The 20,959-nt window shown below is 57.1% G+C and carries 22 protein-coding genes; 8 read left to right on the top strand and 14 right to left on the bottom strand.

Annotated elements, in window-relative coordinates; genetic code table 11:
* Window positions 1-19: 19 nt before the first annotated feature.
* On the bottom strand, window positions 20-1,483 hold the full coding sequence (locus MDG893_RS14400) for an aldehyde dehydrogenase (RefSeq protein ID WP_007154542.1): 1,464 nt from the start codon (window positions 1,481-1,483) through the stop codon (window positions 20-22).
* Between the two features lie 260 nt (window positions 1,484-1,743).
* On the opposite strand from MDG893_RS14400, the gene MDG893_RS14395 reads away from it, so the two are divergent.
* A complete protein-coding gene (locus MDG893_RS14395) occupies window positions 1,744-3,027 on the top strand; it encodes an NAD(P)/FAD-dependent oxidoreductase (RefSeq protein ID WP_007154541.1) in 1,284 nt (427 codons plus the stop codon).
* A 285-nt stretch (window positions 3,028-3,312) separates the two neighbouring features.
* Here MDG893_RS14395 and MDG893_RS14390 read toward each other — a convergent pair whose 3' ends face one another.
* Entirely contained in the window at window positions 3,313-4,227 is a 915-nt protein-coding gene (locus tag MDG893_RS14390; protein ID WP_040474641.1) for a nucleotidyl transferase AbiEii/AbiGii toxin family protein, read from the bottom strand.
* Window positions 4,220-5,014, bottom strand: a complete 795-nt coding sequence (locus MDG893_RS14385; protein WP_007154538.1) for a type IV toxin-antitoxin system AbiEi family antitoxin domain-containing protein — start codon at window positions 5,012-5,014, stop codon at window positions 4,220-4,222. Before MDG893_RS14385 ends, MDG893_RS14390 begins: the two co-directional genes overlap by 8 nt.
* A gap of 141 nt (window positions 5,015-5,155) precedes the next feature.
* Between MDG893_RS14385 and MDG893_RS14380 the strand changes: the two genes are divergently transcribed.
* The 4 genes from MDG893_RS14380 to MDG893_RS14365 all read left to right on the top strand — a co-directional run bounded on the left by MDG893_RS14380 (window position 5,156) and on the right by MDG893_RS14365 (window position 8,611).
* The gene (locus tag MDG893_RS14380; RefSeq protein WP_007154537.1) at window positions 5,156-6,487 is read left to right on the top strand and encodes a hypothetical protein; all 1,332 of its coding nucleotides are present in this window, start codon (window positions 5,156-5,158) and stop codon (window positions 6,485-6,487) included.
* Window positions 6,453-7,481 (top strand): hypothetical protein, encoded by a 1,029-nt coding sequence (locus tag MDG893_RS21085; protein ID WP_167319399.1) that lies wholly within the window; start codon window positions 6,453-6,455, stop codon window positions 7,479-7,481. The genes MDG893_RS14380 and MDG893_RS21085 overlap by 35 nt, the downstream gene beginning before the upstream one ends.
* A gap of 65 nt (window positions 7,482-7,546) precedes the next feature.
* Complete coding sequence (locus MDG893_RS14370) at window positions 7,547-8,257, top strand: hypothetical protein (RefSeq protein WP_167319398.1); 711 nt, start codon at window positions 7,547-7,549, stop codon at window positions 8,255-8,257.
* Window positions 8,258-8,275: 18 nt separating this feature from the next.
* Window positions 8,276-8,611 carry a hypothetical protein gene (locus MDG893_RS14365; RefSeq protein WP_157132850.1) on the top strand — a complete coding sequence of 112 codons (336 nt, stop codon included), beginning with the start codon at window positions 8,276-8,278 and terminating at the stop codon, window positions 8,609-8,611.
* A gap of 42 nt (window positions 8,612-8,653) precedes the next feature.
* On the opposite strand, the gene MDG893_RS14360 is transcribed toward MDG893_RS14365, so the two are convergent.
* Both MDG893_RS14360 and MDG893_RS14355 read right to left on the bottom strand, forming a co-directional pair.
* Window positions 8,654-9,379: a glycosyltransferase gene (locus tag MDG893_RS14360; protein WP_007154533.1), complete on the bottom strand. Its 726-nt coding sequence runs from the start codon at window positions 9,377-9,379 to the stop codon at window positions 8,654-8,656.
* Between the two features lie 185 nt (window positions 9,380-9,564).
* Window positions 9,565-10,272: an FMN-dependent NADH-azoreductase gene (locus MDG893_RS14355; protein WP_007154532.1), complete on the bottom strand. Its 708-nt coding sequence runs from the start codon at window positions 10,270-10,272 to the stop codon at window positions 9,565-9,567.
* Between the two features lie 122 nt (window positions 10,273-10,394).
* On the opposite strand from MDG893_RS14355, the gene MDG893_RS14350 reads away from it, so the two are divergent.
* Window positions 10,395-11,312, top strand: a complete 918-nt coding sequence (locus MDG893_RS14350) for a LysR substrate-binding domain-containing protein (RefSeq protein ID WP_007154531.1) — start codon at window positions 10,395-10,397, stop codon at window positions 11,310-11,312.
* Window positions 11,313-11,315: 3 nt separating this feature from the next.
* Here the strand turns inward: MDG893_RS14350 and MDG893_RS14345 are convergent, their stop codons facing one another.
* Window positions 11,316-11,951, bottom strand: a complete 636-nt coding sequence (locus tag MDG893_RS14345) for a glutathione S-transferase family protein (RefSeq protein ID WP_007154530.1) — start codon at window positions 11,949-11,951, stop codon at window positions 11,316-11,318.
* A gap of 150 nt (window positions 11,952-12,101) precedes the next feature.
* On the opposite strand from MDG893_RS14345, the gene MDG893_RS14340 reads away from it, so the two are divergent.
* Window positions 12,102-13,058, top strand: a complete 957-nt coding sequence (locus MDG893_RS14340; protein ID WP_007154529.1) for a helix-turn-helix transcriptional regulator — start codon at window positions 12,102-12,104, stop codon at window positions 13,056-13,058.
* Between the two features lie 4 nt (window positions 13,059-13,062).
* On the opposite strand, the gene MDG893_RS14335 is transcribed toward MDG893_RS14340, so the two are convergent.
* The 6 genes from MDG893_RS14335 to MDG893_RS14310 all read right to left on the bottom strand — a co-directional run bounded on the left by MDG893_RS14335 (window position 13,063) and on the right by MDG893_RS14310 (window position 18,593).
* The gene (locus MDG893_RS14335) at window positions 13,063-14,688 is read right to left on the bottom strand and encodes a phytoene desaturase family protein (RefSeq protein ID WP_007154528.1); all 1,626 of its coding nucleotides are present in this window, start codon (window positions 14,686-14,688) and stop codon (window positions 13,063-13,065) included.
* Entirely contained in the window at window positions 14,685-15,323 is a 639-nt protein-coding gene (locus tag MDG893_RS14330) for a TetR/AcrR family transcriptional regulator (protein ID WP_007154527.1), read from the bottom strand. The genes MDG893_RS14335 and MDG893_RS14330 overlap by 4 nt, the downstream gene beginning before the upstream one ends.
* Before the next feature lie 56 nt (window positions 15,324-15,379).
* A complete protein-coding gene (locus tag MDG893_RS14325) occupies window positions 15,380-16,777 on the bottom strand; it encodes a PepSY-associated TM helix domain-containing protein (protein WP_007154526.1) in 1,398 nt (465 codons plus the stop codon).
* Window positions 16,778-16,816: 39 nt separating this feature from the next.
* Window positions 16,817-17,191, bottom strand: a complete 375-nt coding sequence (locus MDG893_RS14320; protein WP_279625880.1) for a DUF2946 domain-containing protein — start codon at window positions 17,189-17,191, stop codon at window positions 16,817-16,819.
* 174 nt (window positions 17,192-17,365) lie between these two features.
* The gene (locus tag MDG893_RS14315) at window positions 17,366-18,139 is read right to left on the bottom strand and encodes a DODA-type extradiol aromatic ring-opening family dioxygenase (RefSeq protein ID WP_007154525.1); all 774 of its coding nucleotides are present in this window, start codon (window positions 18,137-18,139) and stop codon (window positions 17,366-17,368) included.
* Window positions 18,140-18,155: 16 nt separating this feature from the next.
* Window positions 18,156-18,593 carry a DoxX family protein gene (locus MDG893_RS14310; protein ID WP_007154524.1) on the bottom strand — a complete coding sequence of 146 codons (438 nt, stop codon included), beginning with the start codon at window positions 18,591-18,593 and terminating at the stop codon, window positions 18,156-18,158.
* A gap of 117 nt (window positions 18,594-18,710) precedes the next feature.
* Between MDG893_RS14310 and MDG893_RS14305 the strand changes: the two genes are divergently transcribed.
* A complete protein-coding gene (locus MDG893_RS14305) occupies window positions 18,711-19,601 on the top strand; it encodes a LysR family transcriptional regulator (protein WP_007154523.1) in 891 nt (296 codons plus the stop codon).
* A 14-nt stretch (window positions 19,602-19,615) separates the two neighbouring features.
* Here the strand turns inward: MDG893_RS14305 and MDG893_RS14300 are convergent, their stop codons facing one another.
* Together MDG893_RS14300 and MDG893_RS14295 are read right to left on the bottom strand one after the other, a co-directional pair.
* Complete coding sequence (locus MDG893_RS14300; protein ID WP_007154522.1) at window positions 19,616-20,101, bottom strand: VOC family protein; 486 nt, start codon at window positions 20,099-20,101, stop codon at window positions 19,616-19,618.
* A 24-nt stretch (window positions 20,102-20,125) separates the two neighbouring features.
* Window positions 20,126-20,947 carry a YciI family protein gene (locus MDG893_RS14295; protein WP_007154521.1) on the bottom strand — a complete coding sequence of 274 codons (822 nt, stop codon included), beginning with the start codon at window positions 20,945-20,947 and terminating at the stop codon, window positions 20,126-20,128.
* Window positions 20,948-20,959 lie beyond the last annotated feature (12 nt).

Raw genomic sequence — 20,959 nt, 5'->3', positions numbered from 1 at the left:
GCGCCGTTTTTCGTGCGAACTATTCAAGCACCAGCCACGTGGCCTTCAGTTCCGTGTACTTGTCGAATGCATGCAGGGACTTGTCGCGCCCGTTGCCGGACTGCTTGAAACCGCCGAACGGTGCAGTCATGTCGCCGCCGTCGTAGTGGTTGATCCACACACTGCCGGCCCGCAGTGCCTTGGCCACTTTGTGGGCGGTATTGATATTGGAGGTCCACACGGCGGCTGCGAGCCCATAGATGGAATCGTTGGCAATCTCGATGGCCTCCTCGGCGGTGGTGAAGCCGATCACCGAGAGCACCGGCCCGAAGATTTCCTCCGAGGCAATGCGCATGCGGTTGTTCACGCCATCGAACACTGTGGGCTGCACGAACAGGCCGCCGGTCTCTGCCATCACTCGTTGACCGCCTTCCACCAGTTTTGCCCCTTCTGACTGGCCTATGCCGATGTAATCGATGATGCGATCAAGCTGGGCCTGGTCGACAATGGCGCCGCAAGTGGTGGCCGGGTCCAGCGGATGGCCGGGGCGCCAGGTTTTAAGGGCCTCGCGGATCAGCCCAACGAATTCGGTGCGGACACTTTCCTCCACCAGCAAACGGCTACCGGCGGTGCAGACTTCACCCTGGTTGAAGGCGATGGCACTGGCGGCTTCGGCGGCGGCTTTTTTCAGGTCCGGGGCATCCGCAAACACGATGTTGGGGCTTTTGCCGCCGGCTTCCAGCCACACCCGTTTCATGTTGGACTGGCCGGCGTAAACCATCAGTTGCTTGGCCACGTTGGTGGAACCGGTGAACACCAGGCAGTCCACGTCCATGTGCAGGGCCAGGGCCTTGCCCACGGTATGGCCAAAGCCGGGCAATACGTTGAAAACGCCGTCGGGGATACCGGCTTCGGTGGCCAGTGCGGCCAGGCGAATGGCTGTGAGCGGCGATTTTTCCGAGGGTTTGAGGATCACTGAATTCCCGGTGGCCAGTGCCGGTGCAATTTTCCAGGCGGCCATGATCATGGGAAAGTTCCACGGCACGATGGCGGCCACCACGCCCATGGGTTCCCGGGAAATCATGCCAATCTGGTTATGGGGCGTGGGGGCGAGTTCCCCATAAACCTTGTCGATGGCTTCGGCGGTCCAGCGTATGGCGCGGGCGGTGGCTGGCACGTCCACCGTACGGGCGTGGCTGATGGGTTTGCCCATATCCAGGGTGTCCAGCAGGGCCAGTTCGTCGCCGTGGGCTTCGATCAATTCCGCAAAGCGAATCAGCACGGCTTTGCGTTTTATAGGGGCCAGCTCACGCCAGTCGCCGCGCTCAAAGACTTTCCGAGCGATGGCTACGGCTTTGTCCGCATCGGCCTTGTCGCAACTGGCCACCTGGGCCAGTTCGCGGCCGTTTACCGGGCTGATCGACGGAAAGGTTTCACCGTTTACCGCCCAGCGATAACTGCCCTTTACATAGGCGCGGCCCTCTATGGCGAGGGTGTCGGCCATTGCCTGCCACTCGGGCTGACTAGTGGGTGTTGCGGAAACGGCGTTGGTGGAAACAGGGTCGGACATGGCGGGCTCGCAGGCAATGGAATGGCTTCATCATAGCAGGTGTTTGAGCCGCGTCGACGGCCTTCCATATAGGTACAAGAACGTGTCTTCCCGTGGGCTGAAAGCCGGCATAGACTGGGCTCGGCGGGCGACAGGATTGCCCTTTTCATTGCCTGCCAAAGAACCCTTTTTGATAACCCATTTGGCACAACTCCATGACCCAGTATTCCCCGGTTCCTTCCTATTACGCGGCGTCGGCCAACCCGGCCCCGGCACGGCCGGCGCTTCAGGGCGTTTGCGAGGCTGATGTGTGCGTGGTCGGTGCTGGTTACACCGGATTGTCCACCGCATTGTTCCTGGCCGAAGCCGGTTTCCGGGTAGTGGTGCTCGAAGCTGTTACCGTGGGATGGGGTGCCTCCGGCCGCAATGGCGGCCAGATCGTCAACAGCTTCAGCCGTGACCTGGACGCAATCGAACGCCAGACCACAGCGGATCACCTGACCCACCTGGCGTCCATGGCATTTGAGGGCAGCCAGATCATCCGTCAACGGGTACGAGATTACGGCATCCAGTGCGACCTGAAAGAGGGCGGCATTTTCGCGGCCCTGAACGCACGGCAGCTCGTCCATCTGGAGGATCAACAGGCACTCTGGCGGCGGTTTGGATACGGGGGGCTGGAACTGCTGGACCGGGAGGGAATTCGTGCCCGAGTTGGCACCGAGCGCTATGTCGGCGGTGCGATTGATCACACCAGTGGCCACATCCATCCCCTGAACCTCGCCCTGGGCGAGGCGGCGGCGCTGGAATCTCTCGGTGGCGTGATCCACGAACATTCAGCCGTTACAGACATTGTTCATGGCCAACCTGCCACGGTGAAAACCGATCAAGGCGAAGTACGGGCACCCTTTGTAGTGCTGGCGGGCAACGCCTATCTCGGCGGACTGGTGCCGGAACTGGGCGCCAAGTCCATGCCCTGCGGCTCGCAGATCGTCGCCACCGAACCGTTGGACGATGCCCTCGCCAGACAACTCCTGCCGCAGGATAACTGCGTGGAAGACTGCAACTACCTGCTGGATTACTTCCGCCTGTCCGGCGACAAGCGCCTGATCTACGGTGGTGGTGTGGTCTATGGCGCCCGCGACCCGGCCAATATTGAGCGGCTGATTCGCCCCAATATGCTGAAAACCTTCCCGCAACTGGCGAATGTGAAGATCGACTACGCCTGGACCGGCAACTTCCTGCTCACCCTGTCACGCCTGCCGCAAATGGGCCGGCTGCAGAACAACGTGTTCTATTCCCAGGGCTGCTCCGGCCATGGCGTGACCTTTACCCATGTTGCCGGCAAGGCGTTGGCAATGGCCATCCAGGGCCAGGCTGAGCGTTTCGACGCCTTCGCCAGCCTGCCACATTACCCGTTTCCGGGTGGGCGGGCGTTCCGCGTGCCTTTGACGGCAATAGGGGCCTGGTATTACGCGTTGCGGGATCGGTTGGGGGTGTAACGAAACAGGCAACCTATGGGTTGCTGTAAATCGACAGCTCCCGGGCGTGCCGCTCTGGTTTGGGGTCGTCAACGGACTCCACGGCTTCAATCTGCGCAATATAGTCCGCCGGCAGGCCGTTTTCCCGGGCGCCGATAAGCGGGTAGTTCTGTCACGGCCACGAACCTGGCAGAGGGCGCTCGTGCCTTAAGTCTTCGGTGTGACATGTTGGAGCCGTAGGTGAAGCAGAACATGGTGTTGCCTGGTGGTTGGGTAGGGTTTCTGTTGTATTAAGCCAGACTTGGTTCAAGCCTGAAGGATACGCTCAAGGTTGTTTAGGGCGTGAGCGTGGTTAGCTGCGCTCATTTTCTTGAGATTTCGCAATTTCCATCGCACCGCCGGTAGGCGTTCAATGTCTTCCAGACCTAACAAAGCCCACTCCGGATTGCATCGCTTGAACGTTAGCAAGAATTGCCGTTCTTGTTTCGTTATTGAAGAGTTAACCAGATTAACAAGGTTCTCACGAGTTGTTTCCAGTTCTGACAGCGGCACCTCAACATGCGCCATACTTTGGAATTCGCCCTCATACAGGCCCGCAATGTCCTTGAAGCGCGGCCTCAACAGTTCTGAAATGGGCCTGTTATGGCTGATTATATAGACCAGCAGTGCCTTTCGCAGGCTTTCAGTAAGCCCTTCGTTGTCAAGCAGCATTTTCACATCGAATAAGTCCCGAGGGTGTTGACGATCCAATGCCGCACATATTTTCCCTGCGTAGAGGTCTGCGAAATCAACTACCTGGATTTCCGCGTACCCGAATTCCTCTTCGACGTCTTCGCTGACGGGGATAACGGTAGGGGCGTAAACAGTCCCCCGTAGCACTGGTGACAGCTCAATTTTGATCTGGGCTCCGTCTTTGCCGACGGTAAGCCGTAGAGCATCGTCCTTGTTTTGGAATGATTCGATAACGCTTGTACCCCGAATCTCGGAACGAATCGATTCAGCTAATTCAGAGAGGTTTTTTCTGATTGTATCTAGCGCATCCTGGCGTTCCATCATCGGAAGAAAGACCAAGTCAATGTCAACCGAAAGGCGAGGGAAATTCCTGATGAATAGATTGATGGCGGTTCCACCCTTTAACGCGAAACATTGGTGTTTTGCTACAAAGGGTACAAGTTGTAGTAGAAGTGTGACCTGGTTTTGATACTGGTGTCGCCTATCCATGCCCATTGTCTCTCTGCATCTCCCTTGGCACCGTGATTGCCCATTTCTTGTTTAGCCTGCCCTCCTCGGCTATAACCCGCTTGCCTGCACCAAGATCATATTTTTCGGGCTCAAGGTATTTGCACCAGGGGTGGTTCTGCCTCTCTGACAGCCATAAAAATAAACGTTTCGTCTTGATGCTGAGGCAAGTTTCCATAAGTGCATCCAATTTTCGTGGAGAAAGGTTGGATAACCCCTGCATCAATGAGTCTGCATGCTCGAAACTAACTGCTGAAGGCACTTTTGTCAGCACTTCCAGCATGGCTTTCTCCGGACAGGAATACGAGACGGGAGGTAGCCCTTCTTGCCAGTCAAATGCGCGAAGGTATCTTGGATTTGTCATCACGGACTCAGGCCAGAGGCGCGTAGTGCTGCAACGATCAAAGACCACATCAATCGGGACTCTGCGGAGCCATCCGGGCAAAGGAGACTCAGAGTAGAGTTCAATCCTTTCGTCCGCGCTAAAGGACAAAAAGTGGCTATATCCGGCGAGATGTAAGGCCGTTAACCCGCCTACGTGGATGGGCTTGTCTAACATTCTTTGTAGGGAGGCGACGATGCCCGGCCAGCGAATGGGGTGCTCGTAAAGCGTATAAACACCCGTTGTAATAGGGATTAGTGTCCGGCTACGAACGGCGTTGTCCACAAAGTGCAGGTTCAAGCCCTGATCGAGCAGCCACTGCTTGGTGGCCACCATGGAGATAGGCAGAAGCCCTCTTAGCTGTTCACGTGCTTTTTTGTTAAGCATGGTTTTCAAATCTCTAATAACACGGCAATAACTACCGTATTATTTATAGTACGTAAACCAGTTAGGATCTCAAGGTTTAACTAAATAGAATTTTACGTCATTTATTGCCGTGAAAAATGCAAAATATAAACTGCTTGGCATGTGTGGAACCACCGGCCGGAGTACCAGTTCAGCCGCTACAGCCTGGAAATCGATGAAATCAACCGTGTACAGGTAGACCCGGACACCGGCGACGAGACCAGCGACGACATCTTCGACACCGACACACCGGTGATCGGCTCCTCCGGCAACCTGGTGCACAACACCGTTGCAACTCGCCAACTGGAGGTCGGTAAAGCATTTGATGGCCAACTCAACAGCCTGAAGTGGTTCGACTGGACCTCGCAACCGGTCATGACCTTCGACGATGGCAGCGTTGAGAAAACGGTGACCGTCGGCCAGGATGGCTACACCGAAATGACGCTCCAGAGTACCGGCGCCATGGGCGCGGGTGGCAGCCAGCTGATGACGCAGCGCATCGCCGTTCATACCGACAAGGTGCGCCAATATGCATCGTTGGTCTCTCGCGAGGCTTTCGCGACCCTGGCCGGCCAGTATGCCGATACCCTGGATAACTCGGCGCCACCCATCAACGTCGCTGGATTGGACCCGAATTACCAGCCAGTGTCCCTGCCATTCATTTCGAAAGCCTACGCCGCGGATGGAGAAAGCAGCTTTTTATGGAGTTTGGTCAACTGGTTCATTCCCATAGAAGACTTCGGTATTGTGCTGGATCAGCTTGGCTACCTGGTCAGCGACCCGGAGAAGTTCGACGGCATGGAATTCACGATTGCCCTGGTGAACACCGTCACCATCTTCCCACCGGCCAAGCCACTGAAGCTCTTTACCACACCTTTGAGAGCCCTGTTCCGCTCCATGGACAAGGTGAACCCGAAGTTTGCGAAGCACTTTGCGGGGTATCTCGGCAAAGTGGTCCAGAAGGCAAAGAAAGGCGATTTTGATACCCTCTGGAACACGTTGCCCTTCCTGGTGCTGGCCGCAGAGCTATACAGCGACCCGGACGCCCGCGAAGGGCTGGAGTTCCTGTTCAGTACGGTAGACAGTGCCGATGATGTGCTGGCCTGGGTGAATTACCTGGGCTTGCCAGCTAACGGTTGGGAAGGTGAAGGCGATCCACCCACGGTGCCGGCGTTTGGGGATGATCCGCAGGTGAGTCAGAACCTGCCGTTGGGGTGGTTGGTGCCGCAGGCGCAGGCTGCACCGGTAGCCAGTGCTGCTCGGATTACCAAGGAAGTATTGGGGGATGTGTTGCTTCAGCGAGGAATTAATCAGCGTTGCCGGTGGTGCCATGATGAGGCGAGCAGGTATTCAGGCCATTCGCAACCTGACCAGGGGTGCCAAGAACACCCGCTATTCCATTCCGGCCGTGGTGGCGATGATGGCATACCTCGAATACGAAAACTCATGCGGTAGGGCACTACAGGAAGAGGCAGAGGAGGCGGACCCGGACGGTCAGCCACCGGTTGACCCCGTGGAAAAAGAAAGTGAACGCCTTAACTGTGATGGGAAAGGGTTCGATAAAAACATCCGCCGGCTGGTTTACTCGAAGATACAGACAGCCTTCGCCGATCGGGGGGACCGCAACCTCAAGGAAGAAGATCCGAGGAAGGGAGACAGGTTTGTGCTATTTGGTAGCGGTCACGGTGCGTTGTTCCACCTCGAGCAATTGGCCTATTACCAGGCTAAATACCGGCTGGATTCCAAGGAGCGGGTGAAGGGCAGCGATGCGTTTCGGTATGTGGCGTTTTTTGATGATGAGGATGATAAACCCCAAGGAGCCGGAGAACAGCTTTTGGAGAATGATGTAATTCGTCGAGAGCGATACGTGGATATCGTGCTGGAAGACGACTCTGGCCGGGAGACTTGGGTTGAATTGAAATCATACGCTGCGAAGAGCAAAGCAAATCGCACCGAGCTGGATATCGGAAAAATTGGCAACTGGCGACTGGGCACCTCAGATCGAAAGCCCAAGAAGGGGTATTTTCCAAGTTTGCATCGGCAGTTTGTGATCGATCGAACAGCGAAGCATCTGGGAGGGGCTTGGTTGGCCATGAATCAGTCGGAGAGAAAACTAATTGATGTCATTGTCGAGGTGAAAGACTTTCAATGGAAATTTCAGAAGTTTTCAGTAGACAACCGCCGAACTAAGCGGAAGCAGTACAGTCCTGATCTTGGGTCTGAGCGCTCAAAAGGAACCATCCGGGAGCGGTTAGCCAGGCTGCCCAAATACAATAATGACCAAAATGAACTGGTAGAGGTCTCGATGGGGCGTCGTGAAATAACGGGTATGTCGCACCATGTATTCGATTCAGGTATTGCGGCGACGCTGAAAGAGGTTCTTCCAGGGCTGGGCTTTGAAATGATTGAAGACGCTGTGGAAGATGTGATTATAGAGGGAGTAGAGTGATGGGGAGAGACTCTCGGGTACTAAAAACGAATCGAAAGGAGCAGTGGCAGTTGTTGGAAGCCCTTATGACTAAGCATGGCGCGACACGGAAAAACCTGAGGAACTGCAAAAGTTATTTTTTTGATAAGGTTGACTGCGGCAACTTCAGTTTTCTGGATAAGTTTCTTTTTTATCCAGAACCCACTTTTGACGGTTGGCAAAGACTATTTGATGAAGAAGTTGAGGAAACGGTAACTGACCAGAACGTCAAGACCCTAAACAATATGTTCTGTGGCCAGCTTGCTGACTATTTTTTTTGTATCGAAGATCAGGATTACTATTTCAAGACGACTTTTGGCGATGTTTATGACAAGGACCGGAAGTTTCCGTTGCGGATAAATCAAGAAAGTCAGTATCGGACAATTGCGATTACGGAGAATGCAATTTTCCTGCAACTCGTTAACCGAATGTCGAAATGGTTGAAGGCAAAGGATTCCAAAGAGCAAGGCATAGCCCGTTTTAATGAACGGTACTTTGAGTCTTTGCTTCCTGTCATTGATACAGCTCCGTTTATTGCCGGAAGTGATATCCCGCGTGAAACGTCCGATGGCAGTGCCAAACCCGATATAACCCGTGCCGGATTGAGAACGATTCTGAAATTTTCAATTGAACAACCTCAGACAGAATCCGGTAATGAGCGATTCGAAGCCGCACGACGTCTAACGGAGATCCTGATGGATTATGCGGATGATCTGGCAGACCTACGTTCCCTTTATGCAGAGGCGAAGCGCATCTAATATTAAGAGGACGATCAAGTGAGTATGTCCATTGAGTTCTCTTTCAAGTCATCCGTCGCCGAACGTTGGAAAGCGATCTTTGAGGGACTGAGCCGTGGCGAAACCGGCGCCTTATTCCAGGACCGCATGGACGTGTTTGGTGAGGCGGTGGCGGAGCAGTTGGAGGATGTGCTTGAGCGCTGGCCCGGGGAGTACTTTCTGGTGAGCAGCTACGATCAGAAGGGAGAGTCGATGCAGGTTGAATTTGTTGCAGGCCCGGATGCGGCGAAATTTGCCCAGGAGATGGGGGCGTTGTTTGTAGCCTGTGGTGTGACCGATCTGAGGTGCCGGGGCATTGATCTGAGTGGCGATTGATCGCGGTTAAGTGAGAGAGTCTGTAAGGTGGGGGCCTTTCAACTACAAACTTATCCCCTCAATCCCATCACAAACGGTTTCAACAAACGGCACATCCCCGAACTCGGCATTCTCCTCCGCCAAGGCCTTGGCTCGTTGTGCCATGGCGTCGCTAGTCATGAAATTCTGAAAGCGCTGCTGTATTTCAAGGTTTTCAGATTTTCGAGCAATCCAGTCGCCATTGCCCACTTCACGGATGCGGCGAGAGTTAAAGGTCTGTTCGATCTGGGTGGGCAGTGTGAAAGCGGGTTTGCCAGAGAGAACCACTTGGCAGAGCGTACCAATACCACCGTGAAGAACAGCAGCATCGGCGTCTTTAAGCGACTCCATGACGTTCACTGGCTTATTTGATAGTTGAAAATTGCCGTCGGTGTCGAACTTCAGATCCGCTGGTAGTTCCCCTTGAAAAAAGCCGCGCACGATTGCATTGCTGTTTTTCAGTAAGTTCAGCACGATGTCGACGTTGGGGCGGCCAGGCTTCAGGTAGACAAATATTCGCTTACCTGGTCGATTGCCCCAGTTGGCAGTTTCGAAAATAGCCTCGTTTGGTGACGGGCCAACATACTGTGCGTCTGTGCGAAGGTGCCTATGGAGGTCGAACATTGGCAGTTCGATTATATAGGCAGCGTCATAACTGAATATGTCCGGGAAATGGCGAATGCGTTGGAAGCCCAGAGGTGTTGCAGCCGCGTTGATATTGTCGATGACTCTTTGTTCGTTGCGACGCATAGTCGCATACGACAACATCTGGTGCTGTCACCTCCAGAAGCGATGACCAGGCCTGAATCAAAGACGTCAGGCCATCTACGGTTCCGTAGCCACGGTGGGCAAGGATGTCCGCCATGGTTTTTGTCAAAGGCGGTTTGCGGGGCCGAGGCAGCCACACGGGTGACTGCATCAGCTGAGCGTCAGAGTCACTGAAAAACAGGGACCTTCTTGGTACTTACAGTTGTCGTCTTCTGCAACTGCACCACCAATTCATCCACCCGCCGTTCCGCCTCCGCAACAGATTCCGCCAACACTTCACCGCCTTCCTCCTGATTTTCAACAGCAATGCTGTGCACACTGGTAATACCGATAAACTCAAGCACGGTGGTCAGGCCTGGCTCCAAATGATTCATATGTGCCAACTCCCCGCCCGGTTCGAATCCAACCCCGCCGCGGGAAGACAGGATAATCGCATGGCGGGGGCGGTCTGCCAGCAGTGCTGTGAAAGGCGCTTCTGGGGTGGATGGATCATACTCCACGGTCCGGCCCATGCGAACGATTTGGTCCACCCAGGCTTTCAGAGCCGCGGGCATGCCGAAATTGTAGAGCGGCGCGCCAATGAGCAGGATGTCCGCGGCGACCAGTTCATCGATCAGTTGGTCGCTTTCCGCCAGTGTGTCGCTCATCCAGGGCTCGTGCTTTTCGGGCGGAGTGAAGGCCGCCTGTATCCATTGCTGATCAATGAAGGATGGTGGCGTGCCACCGATATCACGGTAGGTCACCGTATCGCCGGGGCGTTGGGCCTGCCACCGGGAAACGAACCGGTGTGTCAGGCTGCGGCTGTGGGATCCGTGTTCATGGATACCTGCGCGGCCAGGGCGGGCAGAGGCGTCGAGTTGCAGGATGTGAGTCATATCAGGCTCCAGTCTGTTGTGAGATTAATTCATCTGTGGTTGACAGCTAATTAAGCCTAAATCCATACTTTAAGCCTCACAAACGATGATTTTTTTTGCCTATAGATGAGGTGTGCTCATCCATGAATCCCCGCCGCCTGCCTTCGCTATCTGCCTTACGAGCCTTCGAGGCGGCTGCTCGCCATGAGAGTGCCAAACAGGCTGCCAAGGAACTTTCGGTGACCGCCACGGCTATCAGCCATCAGATTCGCGGGCTTGAGGATGCGCTCGGGGTAGAGCTGTTCGTCCGCAAACCCCGGCAACTGGTGCTGACGCCTAAAGGACGGGATTTACAGGAGGTGCTGGGAATCGCCTTCGACAACATCGGCAACGCCATTGAGCGCTTGAAAACCGTACCGTCGCGCCAGGCGGTGACCTTGTCCACCACGCCAGCGGTCGCGGTGCGTTGGCTGTTGTCCTGGGTGTGCATGTTGCGGGACAGCCATCCGAATATTGACCTGCGCATCCATGCATCACACGAAGCCGTGGCCCTGGACGGGGTGACGGCGGATCTTGCCATTCGCTATGGGGATGGGCACTGGCCGGGCCTTGTCGCTGAGAAGCTGTTTGATAACACCTTTATTCCGGCCTGCAGCCCCCTTCTTGGGCTGACGAGAATGGAGGATTTACCGAATCATCCGCTGATCCACTTCCGGCCGCAGGGAGTATCGGTGAGCCCGGTAAACTGGGCGGGCTGGCAAAAGCAGGCGGGGCTATCTGGGCTGGATGTGAGTGCCGGATTGGTGTTTTCGGATGAGACCCACACCATTTCCGCTGCCGTGGGTGCCCAGGGCGTAGCACTGATGAGCCGGCCGTTGATTGAGGATGAGTTGGCCGAAGGACGGCTGGTGCAGCCCTTCGGCCCGGAGCTTGAAGGTAAGCCGTTCTACCTGGTGTACCCGGAAAGCCGCCGGCAGGACCCGACGATACTGGCCATTCGCGATTGGGTACTGAACGTACCTGGCGGATTGTGCCCGGTATCGCCGGCTACTGCAGGCTGATTTTCAGGCTTCGACCGCCTTCATCGTTTCTGCCAAAGCATCATCCAGTTCATTGGCACGTTTGGCCGCTGGCCGGCTCTCCGTGCGCTGGATGTACTCCTGGAATACCTTGTTGGGTGGAATGTTCTTCTGCATGGTTTCCCACCACAGGTAGCTGCTGACCAGCACATCCGCTGCGGTAAACGTATCTCCGCAAATGTAGGGGCTCTTGCCCAGCACTTTTTCCAGCGTGTTGATACTGTCTTCCACCCGACCGCAACCGATGGCCTGCACGTTGCTGCTGTCGACCTTCCACCCATACGCCAGCGCGCTGGTGGCCATCTCGAAGGGGCCTGCCATGAAGAACAGCCAGCGGTAATAGGCGCCACGTTCCGCAGAGCCTGACGGCGGGGCAAGCTTCCTGTCCGGGAACTGGTCCGTCAGGTAAGCGCAGATGGCCGCCACTTCAGTCACGATGGTGCTGCCGTGTTTGATGGCGGGCACCTTGCCCATCGGGTTGATGGCCAGGTATTCCGGGGTTTTCATGTCCGGGCCGAAATCCATCGTCTCTACCGTATAGGGAATACCGACTTCTTCCAACATCCAGCGTACAACGCGGCCACGTGACATGGGGTGGGTGTAAAAGGTGAGTTCTGACATGCTGATCTCCTTTTCGAGCCTGTTTTTTCAAGGGTATGGGTTACTGCGAGATCAGATTAATGTGGAATTAGGCGAATATCTGTCCTAGATAAATGGGAAGATGCATTTTTAATGTAGAAAAGCCGAAAAGCTGCCAGGAGGAAGGCTACGATGTCTGGTCCCACGACGCGTGTGTTAACCGTGCTGGAGTTGTTGCAGACCCACGGCCAGATCGGCGGTGCCGAACTGGCGGAGCGGCTGGGTGTGGATCGACGAACCATCCGACGCTACATCACGGTGCTTGAAGAACTGGGCATTCCGGTGATGACCGAGCAGGGGCGCTACGGTGGTTACCGGCTGGTGGCCGGCTTCAAGTTGCCACCGATGATGTTCACCGACGAGGAAACCCTGGCCGTCTCCCTTGGGCTGCTGGCGGCCCGGCAGCTTGGGCTGGCGGATGCAGCGCCGGCCATTGCCAGCGTACAGGCGAAGCTGGAACGGGTGATGCCGGCCGACCTGAAAAAACGGGTACGCGGCGTCAGCGACACCACCCGGGTGATCCTGCCGCGGGGCGAGCCCAGCCTGGACGACCGTGCTCTGCAAAACCTGACCGTTGCCACGGAAGCGATGCGCTCGGTGGGGTTTACCTACCACTCCCCGGAGCATGGCGGAATCGACCGCAGCGTGGATCCCTACGGCCTGGTGTTCCGTCAGGGGCGCTGGTATCTCACAGGCTTTTGTCATCTCCGCCAGGCCATGCGCTCGTTCCGGCTGGACCGCATCAGCCATGTCCACCTGTTAACGGCCACTTTTCAGCGGCCACCGGATTTTGATGCGGCGGATTTCCTGAGTGAGAGCTTCCTGTCCTGGGGGCGCACCCACGAGGTGTCGCTGGTGCTCCATACGGACCGTGAGTCGGCCTCAGCCGTGTTTGGTTTTCATTCCTCCTGTGCGGAGGGATTCGAACAGCGTGAAGATGGCCTGCTGCTGACCACTCAGACTGACAGCTTCGAGTGGTTTTCCTGGTGGCTGGCACAGCTCCCGTTCCGGTTCACCATCCTCAAGCCGGATGGGCTCAAGGATGCGTTACGGGAACATGCCACGCGGTTGCTGGAATGTTGTAAGTGAGGACTTACCCTACAAACATCCTCTTAGCCAATGGCAACCCCTTCAGGCCACTGACCGCCACGGTCGCCAGTAATCCACCGATCATCGCCCCGGCCACGCCGCAGGTCATCACGTCCTGGCCGGTCAGGTACAGGCCGGGAATGCGGGTTTTGGGCTTAAGCCAGTCTTGCTCGAAGCGGCTTGGCGTGTGGTTCAGGCCGTAGATCTCGCCCTTGCTGTAGCGGCAGAAATAGTCGGTGGACAGCGGCGTCGACAGCTCGTAGTAATCCACCTTGCCTTCCAGGTGCGGGAACTTCTCATACAGCTTGGCCAGTAGCCGCTGGGCGTAAGCTTCCTTCTTGGCTTCGTACTCGTCGCCACGCTTGCCCCAGGTCTCGTCGGCCCAGTCTTCGTACCAGTCGTAAGGCCCGGGGGCGACGATCTCGATCGTGGCGCGGCCGGGGTAGCGCTCGGCAAAGCTTGGGTCTTTGGCGGACGGGAACGAGATGTACGTCAGCGGAATGTCGTGTTCATCCGGCGAGGCCACAAAGTCGCTGACCTGCTTCTCATAGTTGGTGCCCGGATAGATCCAGTAGTTGGTTTTCGGCAATTTCAGGTTCTCGGCGGTATCTTCCAGGCCGATGTACAGGCAGTTGCTGGCCATGGAACGTTCCACGGTTTTCAGCTTGTCCTGGTAATAGTCCCGGTGGGGCGCGGTTTCCGGCAGCAGTTTGTCGAAGGTGTTGAACACGCCGGCATTGCTGATCACCAGCGGGGCACGAACGTCTTCCCCGTCTGCCATGCGCACACCCACGGCTTTGCCTTTTTCGATCAGGATTTCTTTCACGTCGGCGTAGGTGAACACTTCCCCGCCGCTCTGCTGGATGACTGGAATAATGGTCTTCGCCATTTCCGAGGCACCGCCGATAGGGTAGTAGCCGCCGTACAGGTAGTGGCGGGCAATCAGGGCGTGGATGATGAAACTGGATTCTGCGGGTGGCAGGCCGTTGTCGCCCCATTGGCCGGTAAGCACCGCGATCAGTTCCTGATTGTTGGTCAGGTCTTCCAGAACTTCTCGTGTGGGCTTGTTGAGGAATGCGGGTGCTGTGCGGTCGACCAGCTTGCGCAATGGCCCGGCGGCCAGGTCCGGAAGTACTTTGCCGATCACCAGCCCCGGCATGGCTTTGGCCACTTGCCGCAGATAACCCAGATAGGTGTCGATGGCCTGTTCCTCGCCGGGAAATTCCTTCTTCAGCTCGGCCTTGAACGCGTCCGGGCCGGCGACAAGATCCACGTGGCGATTACCAATAAAGATGCGGTCAAAGTGGCTGTCCATGGGCGCCCACTTCAACTGGCCGTCGGTGATGTGGTCGAACAGGCGTTTGCTCAGGGTGTGGTCCGCGCCCACATCGCCTATGTAGTGTACCCCCACGTCCCACTCATAGCCGTTGCGATCGTAGCTGTGGGTAAAGCCCCCAGCGGTGTAATGCTGCTCGAACACCACCACTTTTTTACCCATTTTGCTCATGCAGGCGGCGGTGGTCAGCCCGCCAATACCAGAGCCGATGACAATGGCGTCGTAAGGGCCGTCAAGACGATTGGCGCGATAACGGCGACCGACACGGATAGTACTGGGTTTGGGGCTACTCATGATGTGGTGTCCTTTTTGTGTTGTTTGTTTTCGGCAATTGAGCCATCGAGCAGGAGTGTGACAACACCTTGGGTCAGGTGAGGTTCCGCCTTCGTGCTGGGCAGGTGCCCGTCGATAGACAGCTGGGACAGGCCGTGCACCAGGGACCAGGCGGCGGCTGTCATCAGTGACAACGAAATGGGTTTGACGTAACCGGCGGCCTGGGCTTGCGCAATGGTGTCTTCCAGGACCTGGAAGGCTCCCTTTCCGGCTATGTCCAGGCGCGGATGAATACCTTTGGGCAGCACCCGCCCGCCAAACATCAGCCGGTACAGGTTGGGTTCGTCCCGGGCGAACGATACGTAAACCAGGCCGATATCAATCAGTGCCCGCCTGGGGTCGCTTTGATCGACGGCGAGCAGTCGTGCCCGCAGGGCCTCGAAGCCGGTCACGGCCAGTTCTGCGAGCAGGCTGTCCCGGTCAATGAAATGTCGGTACAGCGCAGGGGCACTGACCCCGATTTGCTTGGCCAGGGCTCGCAGACTGATGGCTGCATCGCCATGTTCACGCAGAATTTCCAGGGCTAACTGGTGCGCCTGTTGGGGCAGGTCGCCATGGTGGTAATTTGTTTTGAGTGGGGTGGAACTAACGGACATAAGTTATCACCAGTAACATTGTTACCAGTGATAACATCATAAGGTTAAGGCGATTGTCAACTGAATTCGGAGGCCGCCGATTCACTCTGTTTATAGCTCCGGAAGGCCAGCAACCCATCCACAACAAGAAACACCCCAAGGCTGACGCCCATCACCGGCGCGAACCATCCCAATCCGACGGCGACCAATGCCATGGACAGCAGTGCCAGGGGCGGAGCCTTGAGCAGTTCCGTCCACACCCGCTGGGCGGATCGCTGGTTGGATACCCCTCGCGTCGGGCGCTTTAGCCACCACATGCGATAACCCAGTGCGATCATTACGCACAGCCCCAAGGCGCAGGCCGCCACAAAGAGCTGGTTGGCCAAGCCAAACAGAATGCCCATATGGGCGTCGATACCCCAACGGGTGAGTTTGGCGGCGATGGGGAAGGTTTCGAAATCCACCCTGTCGGTCACAGCCATGGACTTGGGATCAACCGCCACCATGTCCACCTGTGTCGGCCAGCTGCGGTCGATTTCACGAACCACCCAGGCGCGCGTAGCATCCGCAGCCGGCTTTATTTCCACCTTGCCAGCATCGATGCCAGCGGTCCGGGCACGCTCCAGTACGGCATCGTAGGTGGCCGCGTTGTCCTTGCTTGCAGCCATTGTCGTGGCTATACCGTGATCGGCGTGTGCGCCATGGCTGTGAGCCTGAGCGGCTGCTGAATCGGCGATCTGAGTATTTAGCCCCGGTGTGCCCCAATCCAGTTGCGCGCGCAATTCGGCAATGTTGGCACCGGCCCACTTGGACCAGGTCAGTCCGGTCACTGAGAAGAACAGGAAGGCCATCAACAACACCACTCCAGTACGACTATGCCATTTGCGGAGTGTGCTTCGGTCCGTGTCCTTGCCGCTTCGGCTGGTTGAACGGCGTCGCCACCACAGGAACAGGCCGCCCAGCGCCACCAACCAGAGCCAGGAGGCGGCCAGTTCACTGTAGTAGCGGCCCACTTCCCCCAGGTGCAAGTGCCGGTGTACGTAGTCGATCCAGATGCGGAACGGCAGGGTGCCGCTGGTTCCGTACGCCACCAGATCACCGCGAATCGCCAGGGAAACCGGGTCGACGAACACCGCCTGGTGTTCATAGGGCTGCAGTCCATCCACCGCAAACATCACGCGCGTGGTCTGGCCTGCTTCTGGTGCAGGGCGTACTGCAGCAAGAGTGGCGTCGCTGCCAATGTGATTCCGTGCAGCCCCGATCTGGTTGGCCAGGGGGTGAGCCTCGCCGGTGAGCTCGGTGGTCAGTTCGGTGTGGTAGAGCCAGCTTTCAATCTGTGGCGTCAGGGCGAACAGGGCGCCCGATAGTGCCGCCACAAAGATAAAAGGACCAACAAGAAGTCCTGCATAGAAATGCAGGCGCAAAAGCAGAGTGTATCCCCAGCGCGGTGCGCCGGTGGAGCGTGATTCGTTCATGGTCTTCCTCACTACGGATTTAAAGGGAAAGTGCGGAGGTCAGACGATGAGCGGTGGGGCGCGAACAGGCGCGTTTGGAAAACAGGGAATGCCCCGTGGGGCAGAGATAAAGTCGGGCGATGCCGGTCGGTAGGTGCCAGGGTTGTCTGAAGGCGCACCTTGGGCGCCCTGGGGTGACATGGCCGGCAGTTTTGTGAGCAGAACACAGTAGCCGCAATCCCCATGAGCCAGATGCTCGAATGGGTCCGAATGTTTGTCGGGAGCGTGCTCTGGTGAGTGGCCGTGGTGTTTGTGCTTGGCGTGGAGGGAAGGCTCGGCCGAGTGATGTGTTGGTTCGGCGTGCTGGGGCAGCTGGGCTTTGGTCAGCAACGGCCCCAAATAGATAAGCAGCATGGATAGCAGAGCTATCCACACAGGCCATCGATTGTGCCGTTGTAATGTCACATTTCACCCGTATCCATTCACCCGTATACGTTCACCTGTATACATGGGGCTGGTCATCCCCGTGTCCGTTTTGCTGCAGGAACTTTACCGTTATCGATCCGTTCAGGGCAACGACATTAGATACGTTTGCAAAGGTACCGGGTTTCAGGCGCTCCGAAAGATAAAGGAATCCATCGACAGCACACCATGCTCAATGCCGCCCTCGATGACTGAGCCGCGTGCGTCGGGGCCAGCGGCACCCAGTGCAACCAGCAATGGCAGGAAATGCTCCGTGGTGGGGTGCGCGCGTTGTGCATGGGGCGCGAGCGCCAGAGTGTTTATCAGGCGTGCCTGGTCGTTTCCCAGAACCGCTTCACGAACCCATTGGCTGAAGGCCTTTGCGTACTCCGCACTGTTGTTATCCCTCCAGCGTACCTCGTAGAGGTTGTGGGTCAGACTGCCCGAACCGACGATCAGCACACCTTCCTCTTGCAGCGGTGCCAACACCTGGCCCAGTTGATAGGCGGATTGGCTGTCGAGGCTTGCTGGCAGAGACACCTGGAACACGGGCACCGAAGCGTCCGGGTACAGGTACGTCAGTGGCACCCAGGCACCATGGTCCAGGCCGCGTTGGGCATCTGCGACCGGTTGCCAGCCGGCGTTATCCAGCAGAGACAGTGCCTTCTTTGCGAGCGACGGATGACCATGCGCCGGGTACTCCAGTTCGTACATGGCGGGCTCAAAGCCTCGAAAGTCATGGATGGTAGCCGGTACCTCTGACAAACCCACCCGCACCTCTTGTGTCATCCAGTGAGGCGACACCACCAGCACCGCAGTTGGTCGGGGCAGTTCCGTTCCAAGCTGCGAGAGGGCCGGGCCTGCCAGGCCCGGCTCCAGTGCGAAGGTGGGGGCGCCGTGGGATACGAACAGACTGGTCATGGCGCGATACTCCTTTTTATTTCGTTACCAAACGGTCTACGGAAGCGCTCCCGGCGCCGCTAAACAGCAGGGACACCGAAGCCGCCAGTAATGCCAACCCGAATTCAAAGCCGTTGTCGCTCATGAACAGGCCATTCTGGAAATGCACGCTAAAGATGGCAATCAACATGGCGAAGGCCAGCGCTGCGCTCGCGGGACGAACCAGCAGGCCGATGATCAATGCCAGGCCGCCCAGAAACTCGGTGCCGCCAGCCAGAAGGGCCATGAGGTAACCCGGGCTCAGGCCGATGGAATCCATCCACTGCCCGGTGCCTTCCAGGCCGTAGCCGCCGAACCAGCCGAACAGCTTCTGGGCGCCGTGAGCCACGAAGATGATGCCAACGGGAATACGCAGCGCGAGGGCTCCCCAGCCAGCGTTGGTGTCGAGCAGTTTGTTGAGGAATGTATTGTTCATGATCCGATTTCCTTGTGTATGAGATGTGTGTTGAGCATGGGGATACTTTACGAATATCTTATTTTGGGATAAACATGCTTTTAATGGATTAACTATCTCAAAAATCGGAACAATTGAATGGATCGATTACTGGAGATGCAGACCTTCTGCACCGTTGTGGATGAGAGCAGCTTTGTGGCCGCCTCGGAGGCAATGGGAATGTCGAAAGCCGCCGTATCCCGCTACGTTGGTGAACTCGAATCCCGGCTTGGGGTGCGACTTCTTCATCGCACTACTCGGCGACTGTCCCTGACGGCAGAAGGGGAAGTGTTCTACGTGCGTTGTCGAGAGTTGCTGGCGGGGGTGGAAGAGGCCGAAGCTGAACTGACTTCACGCAGCGGCGTCGCCAAGGGTGTGTTGCGCATTAATGCCCCGGTAAGCTTTGGCATTCGCCATCTGGCGCCCCTGTGGGGGCAATTTCATAGTGAATATCCGAATGTGGAACTCAACATCGACCTGTCCGACCGCATTGTGGATATTGTTGAGGAAGGCTTTGATCTGGCGATCCGAATTGCCAGCTTGAGAAATTCCACCCTGGTGAGCCGGCGTCTCACCACCACGCGGCTTGTTGTCTGCGCCTCTCCCGAATACCTCAGCGCCCACGGCACGCCAGAACATCCCGGGGACCTGATCCATCACAAGATCATCGCCTACAGCAACCTGGCCACGGGTAACGACTGGCATTTTGACGGTCCGGATGGACCATTGAGCACGCGTATACGCCCCTGGATGCATGCCAACAACGGTGAAACCTGCTGTGCCGCCGCCGTGGCCGGTCAGGGGGTGATCCACCAGCCCAGTTTCCTGGTGCAGGATGACCTGGACGCAGGCAGGCTGGTGGAGCTGATGCCGGATTACCGCTCCGACGAACTGGGTGTGTACGCGGTCTATCCCACCCGCAAATTCGTCACGCCCAAGGTGAGGGCGCTGGTGGATTTCCTGGTGTCGGCGTTTCCGGACGTCGTTTAAGCGCGACTGTGTTTCTACCCTCGACGTGTCGCCTCAATAGCCGCAACATCAATCTTGCCCATCGTCATCATGGCCTCGAACACCCGTTTCGCCGTTGCGCGGTCTGGATCGGCAATGGCATCTGACAGCACCTGCGGCGTAATCTGCCAGGAAATACCCCACTTGTCCCGGCACCAGCCGCAGGCACTTTCCTCGCCGCCGTTGCCCACAATCGCGTTCCAGTAGCGATCGGTTTCCTCCTGGTCCACTGTGGCCACCTGGAATGAAAACGCTTCGCTGTGCGTGAAGATGGGGCCACCATTGAGCCCGAGGCAGGGAATGCCCAACACGGTGAACTCCACCGTCAGTACATCCCCTTCTGAACCGGATGGGTAGTCTGCCGGTGCATGATTTACGGCATCCACCGACGAGTCGGGGAAGGTGCTGGCGTAGAAGTTGGCGGCCTCCTCAGCATCGCCGTTGTACCAGAGGCATATGGTGTTTTTCGCTCGCTTGGTCATTGCATGGCTCCCGGTTGTTGTCGTTTATTGGCACTGTTCAAGCCCGCTGCTGATCATCCACTGGACCCCAAATCGATCCTTGGTCATTCCGAAGCGATGCGCCCAGAAGGTCTGTTCGAACGGCATGATCTCTGCGCCCCCTTCGGAGAGTGCCCGGAAAACCCGCTCCGCCTGCTCGGTATCATCGTATTCAAGGTGAATCTGCGTCCCCTGCGGCGCCTGATAACAGTCCCCCGCCATATCCGCTCCCATCAGCCGACGGCCACGGATGTTAAGGGAGGAATGAACAACGCGGTCGTGCATTTCCTTCGGCACATCCGCTGCCGCCGGAGTTTCGCCATAGGTAATCACAGCTTCCAGAGTGCCGGCGGTAATCTCCGCATAAAATTCCATGGCTTCCCGGCAGTTGCCGCCAAACGCCACGTGCACGTTCATCTCTCGTGGCAGTTTTTCCTGCGAACGATGCTTTTCAAGTGCGGGGCTGGGCGCGAAATCCTCCAGCGCAAAGTAACGGCGTAACTCAAGGGTGACGTTGCCGTCGGCATCTTCTTTTGGCCACTGTTTTGCCCAGGCGATGGCGTCCTCGAAGGAATCCACCTCAAGCACACTATAGCCGGCCAGCAGCTCGCTGGTCTGCTCGAAGGGCCCGTTGATAACGGTGGGCTCACCGTTGCGGAATTGAATGCGGCAGCCTTCCCGGGTTGGCCACAAACCGTCGCCACCGGTAAACACCCCGGCCTGAGTCATCCGCTCATTGTAGTCCGCCATTGCCTGCAGGAGGTCATCGGAGGGCATTACGCCATTCTCGGTGTCCGCATCGGCCTTACGCATCAGCATGTATTTCATGTCGTCGTTCTC

Origin of the sequence: Marinobacter algicola DG893, from assembly GCF_000170835.1 — a bacterium.
Lineage (GTDB): Bacteria > Pseudomonadota > Gammaproteobacteria > Pseudomonadales > Oleiphilaceae > Marinobacter > Marinobacter algicola.
The sequence above is the reverse complement of the archived record's forward strand: the minus strand, read 5'-3'. Positions and strand labels throughout refer to the sequence as shown.

What these genes read in the sequence shown, in the direction of transcription:
- MDG893_RS14400 (WP_007154542.1), bottom strand. Translation starts at nt 1,483, where the DNA reads ATGGCCGACACCCTCGCCATAGAGGGCCGCGCCTATGTAAAGGGCAGT.
- MDG893_RS14395 (WP_007154541.1), top strand. Translation starts at nt 1,744, where the DNA reads ATGACCCAGTATTCCCCGGTTCCTTCCTATTACGCGGCGTCGGCCAAC.
- MDG893_RS14390 (WP_040474641.1), bottom strand. Translation starts at nt 4,227, where the DNA reads ATGGATAGGCGACACCAGTATCAAAACCAGGTCACACTTCTACTACAA.
- MDG893_RS14385 (WP_007154538.1), bottom strand. Translation starts at nt 5,014, where the DNA reads ATGCTTAACAAAAAAGCACGTGAACAGCTAAGAGGGCTTCTGCCTATC.
- MDG893_RS21085 (WP_167319399.1), top strand. Translation starts at nt 6,453, where the DNA reads ATGGCATACCTCGAATACGAAAACTCATGCGGTAGGGCACTACAGGAA.
- MDG893_RS14370 (WP_167319398.1), top strand. Translation starts at nt 7,547, where the DNA reads ATGACTAAGCATGGCGCGACACGGAAAAACCTGAGGAACTGCAAAAGT.
- MDG893_RS14360 (WP_007154533.1), bottom strand. Translation starts at nt 9,379, where the DNA reads ATGCGTCGCAACGAACAAAGAGTCATCGACAATATCAACGCGGCTGCA.
- MDG893_RS14355 (WP_007154532.1), bottom strand. Translation starts at nt 10,272, where the DNA reads ATGACTCACATCCTGCAACTCGACGCCTCTGCCCGCCCTGGCCGCGCA.
- MDG893_RS14350 (WP_007154531.1), top strand. Translation starts at nt 10,395, where the DNA reads ATGAATCCCCGCCGCCTGCCTTCGCTATCTGCCTTACGAGCCTTCGAG.
- MDG893_RS14345 (WP_007154530.1), bottom strand. Translation starts at nt 11,951, where the DNA reads ATGTCAGAACTCACCTTTTACACCCACCCCATGTCACGTGGCCGCGTT.
- MDG893_RS14340 (WP_007154529.1), top strand. Translation starts at nt 12,102, where the DNA reads ATGTCTGGTCCCACGACGCGTGTGTTAACCGTGCTGGAGTTGTTGCAG.
- MDG893_RS14335 (WP_007154528.1), bottom strand. Translation starts at nt 14,688, where the DNA reads ATGAGTAGCCCCAAACCCAGTACTATCCGTGTCGGTCGCCGTTATCGC.
- MDG893_RS14330 (WP_007154527.1), bottom strand. Translation starts at nt 15,323, where the DNA reads ATGTCCGTTAGTTCCACCCCACTCAAAACAAATTACCACCATGGCGAC.
- MDG893_RS14325 (WP_007154526.1), bottom strand. Translation starts at nt 16,777, where the DNA reads ATGAACGAATCACGCTCCACCGGCGCACCGCGCTGGGGATACACTCTG.
- MDG893_RS14315 (WP_007154525.1), bottom strand. Translation starts at nt 18,139, where the DNA reads ATGACCAGTCTGTTCGTATCCCACGGCGCCCCCACCTTCGCACTGGAG.
- MDG893_RS14310 (WP_007154524.1), bottom strand. Translation starts at nt 18,593, where the DNA reads ATGAACAATACATTCCTCAACAAACTGCTCGACACCAACGCTGGCTGG.
- MDG893_RS14305 (WP_007154523.1), top strand. Translation starts at nt 18,711, where the DNA reads ATGGATCGATTACTGGAGATGCAGACCTTCTGCACCGTTGTGGATGAG.
- MDG893_RS14300 (WP_007154522.1), bottom strand. Translation starts at nt 20,101, where the DNA reads ATGACCAAGCGAGCGAAAAACACCATATGCCTCTGGTACAACGGCGAT.
- MDG893_RS14295 (WP_007154521.1), bottom strand. Translation starts at nt 20,947, where the DNA reads ATGAAATACATGCTGATGCGTAAGGCCGATGCGGACACCGAGAATGGC.